This is a genomic window from Serratia sp. CY47444 (genome assembly GCF_052168635.1).
Classification (GTDB): domain Bacteria; phylum Pseudomonadota; class Gammaproteobacteria; order Enterobacterales; family Enterobacteriaceae; genus Serratia; species Serratia bockelmannii.
Window position 1 is genome coordinate 25,027 of sequence record NZ_JBJNMH010000013.1, and the last position, 12,073, is coordinate 37,099.

11 protein-coding genes are annotated in these 12,073 nt (G+C 61.6%); 2 read left to right on the forward strand and 9 right to left on the reverse strand.

All coding sequences use genetic code 11. The annotated features are described in order from the left end of the window. Positions 1-72 precede the first annotated feature (72 nt). The gene (gene metE, locus ACJ8IL_RS16700) at positions 73-2,361 is read right to left on the reverse strand and encodes a 5-methyltetrahydropteroyltriglutamate--homocysteine S-methyltransferase (RefSeq protein WP_414105102.1); all 2,289 of its coding nucleotides are present in this window, start codon (positions 2,359-2,361) and stop codon (positions 73-75) included. Positions 2,362-2,451: 90 nt separating this feature from the next. Between metE and metR the strand changes: the two genes are divergently transcribed. Further along, positions 2,452-3,396 (forward strand): HTH-type transcriptional regulator MetR, encoded by a 945-nt coding sequence (gene metR / locus ACJ8IL_RS16705; RefSeq protein WP_016929455.1) that lies wholly within the window; start codon positions 2,452-2,454, stop codon positions 3,394-3,396. A gap of 15 nt (positions 3,397-3,411) precedes the next feature. Here metR and ACJ8IL_RS16710 read toward each other — a convergent pair whose 3' ends face one another. Next, entirely contained in the window at positions 3,412-4,272 is an 861-nt protein-coding gene (locus tag ACJ8IL_RS16710; RefSeq protein WP_025304913.1) for a carboxylate/amino acid/amine transporter, read from the reverse strand. Between the two features lie 151 nt (positions 4,273-4,423). Between ACJ8IL_RS16710 and ACJ8IL_RS16715 the strand changes: the two genes are divergently transcribed. After that, positions 4,424-4,753, forward strand: coding sequence for a hypothetical protein (locus tag ACJ8IL_RS16715; RefSeq protein WP_060434764.1), 330 nt, complete (start codon positions 4,424-4,426; stop codon positions 4,751-4,753). On the opposite strand, the gene ACJ8IL_RS16720 is transcribed toward ACJ8IL_RS16715, so the two are convergent. The 7 genes from ACJ8IL_RS16720 to ACJ8IL_RS16750 form a co-directional block, all read right to left on the reverse strand. Next, positions 4,734-5,690, reverse strand: a complete 957-nt coding sequence (locus tag ACJ8IL_RS16720) for an AEC family transporter (RefSeq protein ID WP_342096142.1) — start codon at positions 5,688-5,690, stop codon at positions 4,734-4,736. The genes ACJ8IL_RS16715 and ACJ8IL_RS16720 overlap by 20 nt on opposite strands. Before the next feature lie 60 nt (positions 5,691-5,750). Then, entirely contained in the window at positions 5,751-6,488 is a 738-nt protein-coding gene (gene ugpQ, locus ACJ8IL_RS16725) for a glycerophosphodiester phosphodiesterase (RefSeq protein WP_025304910.1), read from the reverse strand. After that, a complete protein-coding gene (locus ACJ8IL_RS16730) occupies positions 6,488-7,558 on the reverse strand; it encodes a sn-glycerol-3-phosphate import ATP-binding protein UgpC (RefSeq protein WP_147823493.1) in 1,071 nt (356 codons plus the stop codon). Before ACJ8IL_RS16730 ends, ugpQ begins: the two co-directional genes overlap by 1 nt. Positions 7,559-7,563: 5 nt before the next feature. After that, positions 7,564-8,409: a sn-glycerol-3-phosphate ABC transporter permease UgpE gene (gene ugpE, locus ACJ8IL_RS16735; RefSeq protein WP_025304908.1), complete on the reverse strand. Its 846-nt coding sequence runs from the start codon at positions 8,407-8,409 to the stop codon at positions 7,564-7,566. Beyond that, positions 8,406-9,293 (reverse strand): sn-glycerol-3-phosphate ABC transporter permease UgpA, encoded by an 888-nt coding sequence (gene ugpA / locus ACJ8IL_RS16740; protein WP_442516684.1) that lies wholly within the window; start codon positions 9,291-9,293, stop codon positions 8,406-8,408. The genes ugpE and ugpA overlap by 4 nt, the downstream gene beginning before the upstream one ends. A gap of 78 nt (positions 9,294-9,371) precedes the next feature. After that, a complete protein-coding gene (gene ugpB, locus ACJ8IL_RS16745) occupies positions 9,372-10,691 on the reverse strand; it encodes a sn-glycerol-3-phosphate ABC transporter substrate-binding protein UgpB (protein WP_033636688.1) in 1,320 nt (439 codons plus the stop codon). Positions 10,692-10,878: 187 nt separating this feature from the next. Beyond that, a complete protein-coding gene (locus ACJ8IL_RS16750) occupies positions 10,879-12,066 on the reverse strand; it encodes an aminotransferase-like domain-containing protein (protein WP_197781282.1) in 1,188 nt (395 codons plus the stop codon). Between the last annotated feature and the right edge of the window lie 7 nt (positions 12,067-12,073).

Here is a 12,073-nt window from a genome sequence, read left to right on the forward strand (position 1 = left end):
AAAAAAGGGCGCCGAAGCGCCCAATCATCACACCAGTAAATCTATAAGCGGCGGTTTATCCGCCGCACGGCATCACGCGTGCTCGCGCAGGCGCTGCGCCGCCAATACCATGTTGGCCAGCGACTGCCGGGTTTCCGGCCAGCCGCGGGTTTTCAGGCCGCAATCGGGGTTAACCCACAGGCGTTCCGCCGGGATGTTCTGCGCCGCTTTACGCAGCAACGCTTCAATCCATTCCACGCTCGGCACGTTCGGCGAGTGGATATCGTAGACACCCGGCCCGATTTCGTTCGGGTATTCGAACTCTTTGAAGGCTTCCAGCAGATCCATATCGGAACGCGAGGTCTCGATAGTGATCACATCGGCGTCCAGCGCGGCGATGGAGTCCATGATGTCGTTGAACTCGCAGTAACACATGTGGGTGTGGATCTGGGTGTCATCCTGCGCCACGGCGGCGTTCAATTTGAAGGCGTCCACCGCCCAATTCAGGTAGGCGGCCCAGTCGGATTGGCGCAGCGGCAGCCCCTCGCGCAGCGCAGGCTCGTCGATCTGGATGATGCCGATACCGGCTTTTTCCAGATCTTCCACCTCGTCGCGCAGCGCCAGCGCAATCTGCTTGGCGATCACTTCGCGGGTCACGTCTTCACGCGGGAACGACCAGCACAGGATGGTCACCGGCCCGGTCAACATGCCTTTTACCGGCTTGTCGGTCAGCGACTGGGCGAATTTGGCCCATTCGACGGTGATGGCTTCCGGGCGGCTGACGTCACCGATGATGACCGGCGGCTTCACGCAGCGGGAGCCGTAGCTCTGCACCCAGCCATTCTGGGTAAACACGAAGCCGTCCAGGTTCTCGCCGAAATATTCCACCATGTCATTGCGCTCGGCTTCACCGTGCACCAGTACGTCAAGCCCGAGGCGCTCCTGCTCGACGATCGCCTGTTTGATGTGCTCACCGATGCTGGTGCGGTAGTTGTTGCCGTCCAAACGGCCCTGTTTGAAGTCCAGACGCAGGCCGCGGATCTCGGTGGTCTGCGGGAACGAACCGATGGTGGTGGTCGGCCAGGCCGGCAGGTTGAAACGCTCGCGCTGCGCCCTGGCGCGCTCGGCGTAAGCGCTGTGGCGTTCGCTGTCCTGCGCGGTGATCGCGGCCAGCCGGCGCTCAACCTGTGGGTTATGCACGCGGCTCGACTGACGGCGGGCGCGGATCGGCGCGCTGTAGGCGTCCAGTTCAGCCTGTTTCGTCGTGTCAGGCGCGTTCAGCGCCGAGCTTAATAGCGCCAGCTCGGCGCATTTTTGCAGCGCGAAGGCGAACCAGCTTTTCACTTCTTCGTCCAGACGGCTTTCCACGCTCAGGTCGATCGGACTGTGCAGCAGTGAACAGGAGGAGCCAATCCACAGCGGGCGGGAGCCCACCAGCGGCTGCAGACGTTCAAACCAGCGGCTCAGATCGGCGCGCCAAACGTTGCGGCCGTTGATCACCCCCAGCGACAGCAGCCAATCTTGCGGCAATGCGGCGCTCAGCGCGGCGATATCGTCATGACCGGCGACCAGATCGACATGCAGCCCCTGCACCGGCAGCGTGCGAATGGTGTCGAGGTTGTGGCCTACGCTGTCGAAATACGTGGTCAACAGCAGCTTCACCTGCCCCTGCAGCGCGTCGTAAGCCGGTTTGAACGCGTCCAGCCAGGCTTGCGGCAGCTCCAGCACCAGCGCAGGCTCGTCAATTTGCACCCACTCGACGCCGCGCTTCGCCAGCTCGGCCAGCACCTGCTGGTAAACCGGCAGGATCTCTTTCAGCAGCGACAGGCGGTCGAACGGCTCGCCCTTCACTTTCCCTAACCACAGATAAGTCACCGGGCCAAGCAGCACCGGCTTGATGCGATGGCCGAGCGCCAGCGCTTCATCCACTTCGTCCAACAGCTGAGTCCAGCCCAGTTTGAACTGCTGGCCTTGCTGGAATTCGGGCACCATGTAGTGATAGTTGGTGTTAAACCATTTGGTCATTTCCGCCGCGGCCGCCGGCTCGCCGGTCGGTGCGCGGCCACGGCCGATGCGGAACAGCGTGTCCAGATCAATAGAGCCATTCGCATTCTGATGGCGCGCCGGCACGTTGCCCAGCAGCAGGCTGGTGGTCAACACATGATCGTACCAGGCGAAATCGCCGACCGGCACCAAATCCACCCCGGCCTGCTGTTGCTGTTGCCAATGACGAGCGCGCAGCTCGCGGCCAACCGCCAACAGCTCTTCCTGCGTTGAGTTGCCGGCCCAGTAGCTTTCCTGAGCTTTTTTCAGCTCACGTCGTAGCCCAACGCGAGGAAAACCCAGTGTGTGATTCAAAATTGCCATCGTCATATTCCCCATTTAGCCGTCCAGATGTTTACACATCCATAATCAGCAGGTACTGTATTAACCACAAGCGCAATTTATTCACTGTCAATGTGAAGGACTCTCATGATCGAACTGAAACATTTACGGACGCTGCAGGCCCTGCGCAACAGCGGTTCGCTGGCGGGGGCGGCGGCCCAACTTCACCAGACGCAGTCTGCCCTGTCGCACCAGTTCAGCGATCTTGAGCAACGTCTGGGCTTCAAGCTGTTCGTGCGCAAGAGCCAGCCCTTGCGCTTCACCGCCCAGGGCGAGATCCTGCTGCAGCTGGCGGAGCAGGTCCTCCCGCAGATCCAACAGGCGCTGCAGGCCTGCCACGAGCCGCATCAGACCACGCTGCGCATCGCCATCGAATGCCACAGCTGCATTCAGTGGCTGACGCCGGCGCTGGACAACTTCCGCCAGCGTTTCCCGCAGGTGGTGATGGACTTCACCTCCGGCGTCACTTTCGATCCGCAGCCGGCCCTGCAACAGGGCGAGCTGGATCTGGTGATGACGTCGGATATTCTGCCGCGCAGCGGCCTGCACTATTCGCCGATGTTCGATTTCGAGGTGCGTCTGGTGCTGGCGCCGGATCATCCGCTCGCCGGCAAGCCGCACATCGAGCCGGAAGACTTGAGCGATGAAACACTGTTGATTTACCCGGTGCAGCGCCAACGGCTGGATATCTGGCGGCATTTCCTGCAGCCGGCGGGCGTCAACCCGGCATTGAAGAACGTCGATAACACGCTGCTGCTGATCCAGATGGTATCGGCGCGGATGGGGATTGCGGCGCTGCCGCACTGGGTGGTGGAGAGTTTCGAACGGCAGGGGCTGGTGGTGACCAAAACCCTGGGTGACGGCCTGTGGAGCCGCCTGTACGCCGCCGTGCGCGACGGTGAACAGCGCCAGGCGGTGACCGAAGCCTTTATCCGCTCGGCCCGCCAGCACGCCTGCGATCATCTGCCGTTCGTGCGCGACGCCGCACGCCCTGGCGCGACCGGCGCCAAAGCGTTGGCGGCCGGCGTATAAACTGCCGGCCCCCGTTTAGCCGAGCTGCTTCGGCGCCACCCAGCGTCGATGCACCCACAGTGAAGCGACGATCACCGCCCCGCCGATGATAAAGCTCGGCCAGTGCGGCTGCTGCTGCCAGATGGCCAGATTGACCAGCAGCCCGGCCGGCACATGCATGTTGTTCATGATGCCGAGCGTGCCGGCATCGACCTGCGTCGCGCCATAGTTCCACATGAAGTAACCCAGTCCCGACGCCACCACGCCCAGCCAGATCAGCACGCCCCACTGCAGGTTGGTGGTTGGCAGCTGCTGCGGGTTACCCCACAGGAACCAGGCCACCACCGCCACCACCGCCGCCCCCAGGTAGAACCAGGAAAAGGCGGTGTGCTGCGGCAAGGGGTGCACTTCCATCAGGCGCTTATAGCCGACCATGCCGATGGCGAAGCTGATATTCGCCGCCTGCACCAACAGCAGCCCCCACCAGAAGTGTTCACTCAGTTGGTGATAGCGAATGATCGCCGCGCCCAGCACCGCCAGCAGCGCGCTGAAGACGTAGCCCCAACGCAGGCGTCGGCCGCTCAGCAAGTCGTAGATCAGCGTGATGTACAGCGGCGTCAGCACGGTGAACAGCAGGAATTCCGGCACCGTCAGGTAGAGATAGGCGCGGAAGCTGAACAGGTACATGATGCCCAGTTGGAAGGCCCCCACCAGCATATACAGCAGGATCACCTTGAGTTTGATGTTGCGCCAACGCAGAAACGGCAGAAACACCAGCGCCGCCAGCCCGATGCGCACCAGCGCCGAGAATCCGCTGTCGACGTGGCCCGCCAGGTACTCGCCAATCAGGCTGAAAGAAAATGCCCACAGAATGGTGGTTATAACCAAAAGCAGCACGATGGGTTCACCCTAAAAAGACCGAAAGGGCGATTGTAACGGAAGATGGACGCCTAAGGGGATGAAAGGCAGTTTACATCTGAACAAAAGACAAACTACCGGCAAAATTTCACCGTTGGGTTAGGCTTAATAAAAAGGCGAGGTAACCATCATGAAAACGTCTCACATTCTGTTCGCTCTGCTGTTGCTGCCTGGGTTGGCGGCGGCGGCCAACGGCGTAACCGACCTGCGCTCACAGCAGCAGTTACTCAACCAAAACAACCAGCAAGCGCAGCAACAGCGCCTGTTGAACAACCGGCAGATGGATCAACGCCGCCTGCAGCAGCAGCGACAGTTCGACAATCAGCGGCAACAGCTGATGCAAACCACGCCGAACGGCGGGCAGTTGCTGCCTAACGGCAACCAGCCGCGCGATCCGTTCAACCGCACCGCACCGGCGGTGCCGCAGGCGCCGATGCCGGCTATGCCCGCACGCCCATAACGGTGAGGATCAGCGGCGTGGTGATCGCCGCCAGCACGGTAGACATCACCAGGCTGGTGGCGGCCGGGCCGGTGAGCGTATTGAACTGGCGCGACATCAGGTAGACGTTCACCCCCACCGCCATCGATCCAAGTAGCACAACAACGCGGGTTTCCATCAGCGGCAGATCCATCATCCAGGCCAGCAGCCAAATCACTAGCGGCTGCACCAGCAACTTCAGCACGCAGATGGCGCTGCTCAGCTGCCAGCCTTCGCTGATGCGGTACTCGGCAAGCCCCATGCCAAGCACCACCAGCGACAGCGGCGCCGCCACCTGGCCGAGCATGCTGACCGGTCGATCGACGAAGTCCGGCAGCGGCAAGCCGGTCAGGCTAAACAGCGTGCCGGACAAAATGCCGACGATCAGCGGGTTGGTCAGCACGCTGCGCGCGGTTTTAGCGAAACCACTCAACGTCGGCGAGCCGTTGCGCGCCCATTCGATCGACACCGTCACCAGCGTCCACAGGATCAGGCCGTTGAACACCAGCACCAGCGCCACCGACGGGATCGCCGCCTGCCCCAGCATTACGCTGGCGATAGGTAAACCGAGCATCACGTTATTGGAGAAAATACCGCCTAACGCAAACACCGATCCGGCGACGCCATCCAACCGGAAGAGGTGCCGGGCGACCAGGCGGCCAAGCACAAATACGATCAGGCAGCTGCCAAAGAACGCGATCAGCAGCCGGGCGTCGACCGCCGGGCGCTGCGAGAAGTCGCACATCATGCGAAACAGCATGGCGGGCAAGGCGAGGGAAAACACGAAGCGCGTCAGGCCATCGGTGATGCTGGAGGGCCATTTCCCCCAGCGAATCAGCCCATAACCCAATGCGATCAGGACGAACAGCGGTAAAGACAGCACGATCTGGTGCCACAGTGACAGGATAAAGCCAGGCATCGCATTCCTTCCGGTGGTGCGGCGGCAAGGCTTGTCGTCGCGGGATTCATCGGCGCCGGATTAAAAAGCCGGGCCAATCAAATCTATCCGGTCGGTGCAAATGCAGTCAACGCCCCAGTCGAGCAGCAGGCGCGCGCGATCCGGTTGGTTGACGGTATACACCAAAATACGCAGCCCGGCGTCTTTCAACGCTTTCACCCGCTCGGCGGTCAGCGCTTTGTGGTCGATATGCAGCGAGACGCAGTCCAAGCGTTCGGTCAGCTCGCGCCAGTTGTCGTCCCAGGCCTCCAGCAGCAAGCCGCGCGGCAAATCCGGCACGGTGCGCTGCGCCGCCGCCAGCGCTTCTACCGAGAAGGAAGAAAGCAGCGGATCGGTCTGCCCTTGCCACAGCAACCGCGCCGCCAGCGCCACCACCCGGCCGGTTTCATCGTCGCTGCCGGTGGTCGGTTTGATCTCGATATTGGCCATCAGGCCGTGTTCCCGGCAGCGTTCCGCCACCTCCGACAGCAGCGGCAACCGCTCGCCCTTGAAGGCCGAGCTGTACCAGTTGCCGGCGTCCAGCTGCACCAGTTTGTCCCACGGCAGCTCGCCCGCCACGCCCCAACCGTTGCTGGTGCGATCCAGCGTGTCGTCGTGCAGCAGGAAAATTTGCCCGTCCTGCGCCAGCTTGGCGTCGAACTCGATCATCTTGTGGCCGTGGCGCGCGCCGACGTCGATCGCCGCCAGGGTATTTTCCGGCGCCAGAGAACCGCCGCCGCGGTGGGCGACAATATGAGGGTAAGGCCAGGGTCTTGTCATCAATCCATCCGTAATCCGCTGTGGGTGTCAAAGAAGTGCAGCGCCTGAGCAGGCAGCTGCAAATATAGCGTACTGCCCGCCGTCGGCAAGGTTTCATGCGACAGCCGCGCGATCACCCCGTGACCGCCCCACTGGCCGTGCGCCAGATTGTCGGCTCCCAGCAGTTCCAGCGTCTGCAGCTGCAGCGGCACGCCCTGGCCTTGCGCCACCAATTGAATATGCTCCGGCCGAATACCCAGCGTCAACGGCCGCCCCGCCCACTGCGGCTTGGCCGCCGGCAACGGCAGCGTCATGCCGTCCGCCAGCAGCAGCTGGCCGCCGTCGGCACTGAGGGTGCCGGGCAGCAGGTTCATCGCCGGCGATCCGATAAAGCCGGCGACAAACAGCGAAGCCGGCCGTTGGTACACTTCACTCGGGGTGCCGATCTGCTCCGCCACGCCCTTGTTCATTACGATCACCCGCTGCGCCAGCGTCATCGCCTCCACCTGATCGTGGGTCACGTACAGGCTGGTGGTTTTCAGACGACGATGCAGCTGTTGCAGCTCCAGGCGCATCTGCACCCGCAGCTTGGCGTCCAGGTTGGACAGCGGCTCATCGAACAGGAATACCGCCGGTTCGCGCACGATGGCGCGCCCCATCGCCACGCGCTGGCGCTGGCCGCCGGAAAGTTCGCGCGGTTTGCGCTTGAGCAGCGGCTCCAGCTCCAGGATGCGCGCCGCCTCCTCCACCCTCTGGCGGATATGATCTTTGCCGAAACCGCGGATCTTGAGGCCGTAGGCCATGTTGTCGTACACGCTCATGTGCGGATAGAGCGCGTAGTTCTGGAACACCATCGCGATGCCGCGATCCTTGGGCTCCAGATCGGTCACGCGCCGGGTATCGATATAGATATCACCGCTGGTAGTGCGCTCCAGCCCGGCCACCATACGCAGCAGCGTAGATTTGCCGCAGCCGGACGGGCCGACCATCACAATAAATTCACCGTCCGCCACGTCGAGGTCGATCTGTTTGATCACCGGCGTTTTACCGTCGTAAGACTTGGTGACCGCCTGTAGTTTTAATCCTGCCATCGTCGTTATTTCTCGCTATCAACCAGACCGCGCACAAACCAGCGCTGCATCAGAAGCACCACCGCCAGCGGTGGCAATAAAGTTAGAATCATCGCCGCCATCACCTGGTTCCACTGGGTCGGCGCGCCGGAGGTGGAGATCATGCTCTTGATGCCCGCCACCGCGGTGCCCATCGAAGCGTCGCTGGTGATCAGGATCGGCCACAGATATTGGTTCCAGCCGTAGATAAAGGTGATGACAAACAGCGCCGCCAGATTGGTTTTCGACAACGGCAGCACGATGTCCCAGAAGAAACGCATCGGCCCGGCGCCGTCGATGCGCGCCGCCTCCAGCAGCTCATCCGGCAGCGTCATGAAGAACTGGCGCAGCAGGAAGGTAGCGGTGGCCGAGGCCATCAGCGGCAGCGTCAGGCCGGTATAGCTGTCCAGCAGGTTGAGGTTGGAGATCACCTCCACCGTCGGGAAAATGCGCACTTCCACCGGCAACATCAGGGTGAGGAAAATCAGCCAGAAAAACAGGCTGCGCAGCGGGAAACGGAAATACACGATGGCGTAAGCCGACAGTACCGACACCGCGATTTTGCCGCAGGTGATCGCCAACGCCATGATCACGCTGTTGAGCAGCAGCAGCGAGAACGGCACCTTGAGGTTGCCCACGCCGCCCTGCCAGATATTGCGAATGTTCTCCCACAGGTGGCCGCCGGGCACCAGCGTCATCGGCACCTGAAACACCTGTTTGTCATCCAGCGTGGCGGCGACAAAGGCCACGTACAGCGGGAACAGCACCACCAGCACGCCGATAACCAGCATCACATGGCTGAAGATGTCCAGCCCGCGTCGATTCTCAATCATTGATAGCGCACCTTACGTTCAACGAAGCGGAACTGGATCACCGTCAGGCCGATCACCAACAGCATCAGGATCACCGACTGTGCGGCGGAGCTGGAGAGATCCAGCCCGGCGAAGCCTTCGCGGTAGATCTTGTAGATCAACGTGGTGGTGGACTGCACCGGCCCGCCGCCGGTGGCGGCGTCGATCACCGGGAAGGTATCGAAGAAGGCGTACACCAGATTGACCACCAGCAGGAAGAAGCTCACCGGCGCGATCAGCGGCAGCACCAGATGGAAGAAGCGCCGCACCGGGCCGGCGCCATCGATGGCTGCCGCTTCCACCAGCGAACGCGGGATAGACTGCAGCGCCGCGAGAAAAAACAGTAAGTTATAGCTTATCTGCTGCCATACCGAGGCCAGCACCACCAGGAACATCGCCTGGCCGCTGTTTTGCGCATGGTTCCAGTTATAGCCCAGCCCGTTGAGGAAATGGGTGATCAACCCCAGGCCGGGGTTGAACAGAAAGATCCACAATACCGCCGCCACCGCCGGCGCCACCGCGTAGGGCAGGATCATCAGCGTGCGATAGAGGCGGCTGCCGCGCAGCACGTAGTCCACCAGCGCGGCGAAGAACAGCGAAACCGCCAGCCCGATGCCCGCCACCAGGAAGCTGAAGATCAGCGTGGTGTAGAACGAGTCGAGGTAGTAAGGATCCTGGAACAGCTGTTTAAAGTTATCCAGCCCGACAAACTGGCTGGAGAGGCCGAACGGATCGAGGCTCTGCACCGAATACCACAGCGCTTCGCCGGCGGGCCATAAAAAGAAGACGGCGGTAATCAGCAGCTGCGGCAGCACCAACGCATAGGGCAACCAGCTGCAGCCGAAACCGGGACGGGAAGATGACATAGCAGTTAAACCATTGATCGGGTAAGGAAGGATCGGCGTGAAGATGCGAGCCCGGTCTGTCGGGCTCGCGACGCAGGGTTACTTGGTCGATGCTTCGAAGCGGCGCAGCAGCACGTCACCGCGCTGTACGGCGGCGTCCAACGCCTGCTGTGGCGTTTTCTTGCCGGTCCACACGCCTTCCAGCTCCTCATCCACCACGCTGCGGATCTGTGGCATGTTGCCCAGGCGCAGGCCCTTGGTGAACGGCAACGGCGGCTTGTTCAGCATCTGGCGAGTGGCGACGTCGGCACCCGGGTTCTTGTCGTAGAAGCCCTGCTGCTTGGTCAGATCGTAAGCCGCGGTGGTGATCGGCAGATAGCCGGTCTTCTGGTGCCATTCGGCCGCGATTTCCGGCTGCGCCAGGTACTGCAAGAACTCGGCCACGCCCTTGTAGGTGGCGGCGTCTTTGCCGTTCATCACCCACAGACTGGCCCCGCCGATGATGGCGTTCTGCGGCGCGTTTTTCGCGTCGGCGTCGTACGGCATCATGCCGACGCCGTAGTTGAATTTGGCGTAGTGCTTGATGTCCGCCAGCGAACCGGAAGAGGCGGTGGTGATGGCGCAGTCGCCGTTATAGAACTTCTCGGTGGATTCGTCTTTGCGGCCGAAGTAGGTAAAGTCGCCCTTCTTGTTCATCGCCTCCAGCAGCGCGATATGCTTGACCTGCAGCGGCTTGTTGAACTCCAGCTTGGCGTTGGTGCCGCCGAAACCGTTGTTTTCACTGGCGAACGGCACGCCGTGCCAGGCGCTGAAGTTCTCCAGCTGGATCCAACCCTGCCAGCCGCTGGCGTAGCCGCACTTCATGCCGGCCTCACGCAGCTTGGCGGTATCCGCCGCCAGCTCCTGCCAGGTTTTCGGCGGCTGGTCCGGGTTTAGGCCGGCCTTTTTGAAGGCATCTTTGTTGTAGTACAGCACCGGCGTGGAGCTGTTGAACGGCTGCGACAGCAGATGTCCGCTCTTGTTGTCGGTGTAATAGCCGGCCACCGTCGGCACGAACACCGACTCGTCGAAGTTGATGCCGGCCTCTTTAAACACTTCATAGACCGGTTTGATGGCTTTGCTGGCCATCATGGTGGCGGTGCCCACCTCGTAAACCTGCAGGATCGCCGGCGCCTTGCCGGAGCGGTAAGCAGCGATGCCCGCCGCCAGGCTCTGTTCGTAGTTGCCTTTATAAACCGGCACAATCTTGACGTCGCTGTGCGACTGATTGAAGCGATCCGCCAGGGAATCCACTTCCTTACCCAGTTCACCTTCCATTGAATGCCAGAACGGGATTTCTGTCGCCGCCAGCGCCTGAGTGCTGACCGCCAGGGTCAACGCGACGCACAGCGTGGTTTTGCGAATAGCGTAGGTGAGCATGCCTAACTCCTGAAAAAGCTGGTGTAAAAGCGCGTGAGCGAAAAGAATCAGTTTTTTGTTCGGAAGCTAACATGCCATGCGCGGATGACAGAAAAATAACCGTTATATGACAGCCACATGACGGCAAGGTGAAGTGAAGATGGCGGTTTGATGTCGGCGGCGGGCATGGGCTCCGCCGCCGCGAGGATTACAGCGAACGGCGCAGGCGCGCCACCGCTTCTTGCATCTGCTGCTCGGTGGCGGTGGCGAACGACAGGCGGAAGGTTGAACGATCCGGGTTGTCGGAGAAGAAGTATTCCCCCGGCACGAACACCACACCCTGCTGCAAGGTCGTGTTCAGCCATTCGGTGGCGTTGAACGGCTGGCGGAAGCGCGCCCACAGGAACATGCCGCCCTTCGGCTTATCGAAGGTGATGTAGTCGCCCAGCTCCTGCTCCACGAAACCTGCCAGGATCTCGCCCTTTTGCTTGTAAGCGGCGCGGATCTTGTCGATCTGCGCCGGCAGGCGATCCAGGCCGAGATAGCATTCGACGATGCTCTGCGACAACGCGCTGGCGTGCAGATCCGCCGCCTGTTTGATGATCGCCACTTTGTGCAGCAGGAACGGCGGCAGGATCGCCCAGCCCAAGCGCAGGCCCGGCGCCAGGATCTTGGAGAAGGTCGAGGTATAGATGATGTGGTCAGTGTTGCCCAGCACCTGCTGTGACACCTGATGCAGCGTCGGGTGGCGCTCTTCGGTGAAACGCAATTCGCCGTACGGATCGTCTTCGATGATCAGGAAGTTATGTTCAGCAGCCAGCTTCACCAGCAGTTCACGGCGCGCGGCGCTGAGGGTGATGCCGCTGGGGTTGCCGAAGTTCGGCACCACGTACACGCCCTTGATGCGCTGGGTTTTCAGCAGCTCGGCCAGCTCTTCCACCACCATGCCGTCGCTGTCGGACGAGACCGACATGATGTTGGCCTCCGCCAGCTCCAGCGTTTGCAGCGCCGCCAGGTAGGTCGGGCGCTCCACCACGAACACGTCGCCGGGATTGACGATGGCGCGCATCACCAAATCCAGTGCCTGCTGTGAGCCGGCGGTGACCATTACCTCTTCCGCGCCAGCGGTGACGCCGCGCTCGGCGCACAGCGCGCAAATGCGCTCACGCAGCAGCGGGCTGCCCTCGGTCAGGCCATACTGGAATGCGCTTTTCGGCTGTTCGGTGATCGCCTGCTGGGTGGCGATGCTCAATCCTTCGAAATCGAACAGCGCATCAGAGGGGATGCCGCCCGCCAGCGAAATGACGTGTTCCATCTTGCTGTGCTTAAGCAATTCACGGATGGCCGAACTTTTTACGTTAACGATGCGCTGCGCGAGTAACCCTTCTGTCTTCATTTCTTCT

Excerpts from the sequence above, each read along its gene's own strand:
- ugpQ (WP_025304910.1), bottom strand. The coding sequence starts at position 6,488 with ATGACAAGACCCTGGCCTTACCCTCATATTGTCGCCCACCGCGGCGGC.
- ACJ8IL_RS16750 (WP_197781282.1), bottom strand. The coding sequence starts at position 12,066 with ATGAAGACAGAAGGGTTACTCGCGCAGCGCATCGTTAACGTAAAAAGT.
- ugpB (WP_033636688.1), bottom strand. The coding sequence starts at position 10,691 with ATGCTCACCTACGCTATTCGCAAAACCACGCTGTGCGTCGCGTTGACC.
- metE (WP_414105102.1), bottom strand. The coding sequence starts at position 2,361 with ATGGGGAATATGACGATGGCAATTTTGAATCACACACTGGGTTTTCCT.
- ugpE (WP_025304908.1), bottom strand. The coding sequence starts at position 8,409 with ATGATTGAGAATCGACGCGGGCTGGACATCTTCAGCCATGTGATGCTG.
- ACJ8IL_RS16730 (WP_147823493.1), bottom strand. The coding sequence starts at position 7,558 with ATGGCAGGATTAAAACTACAGGCGGTCACCAAGTCTTACGACGGTAAA.
- ugpA (WP_442516684.1), bottom strand. The coding sequence starts at position 9,293 with ATGTCATCTTCCCGTCCCGGTTTCGGCTGCAGCTGGTTGCCCTATGCG.
- ACJ8IL_RS16720 (WP_342096142.1), bottom strand. The coding sequence starts at position 5,690 with ATGCCTGGCTTTATCCTGTCACTGTGGCACCAGATCGTGCTGTCTTTA.
- metR (WP_016929455.1), top strand. The coding sequence starts at position 2,452 with ATGATCGAACTGAAACATTTACGGACGCTGCAGGCCCTGCGCAACAGC.
- ACJ8IL_RS16715 (WP_060434764.1), top strand. The coding sequence starts at position 4,424 with ATGAAAACGTCTCACATTCTGTTCGCTCTGCTGTTGCTGCCTGGGTTG.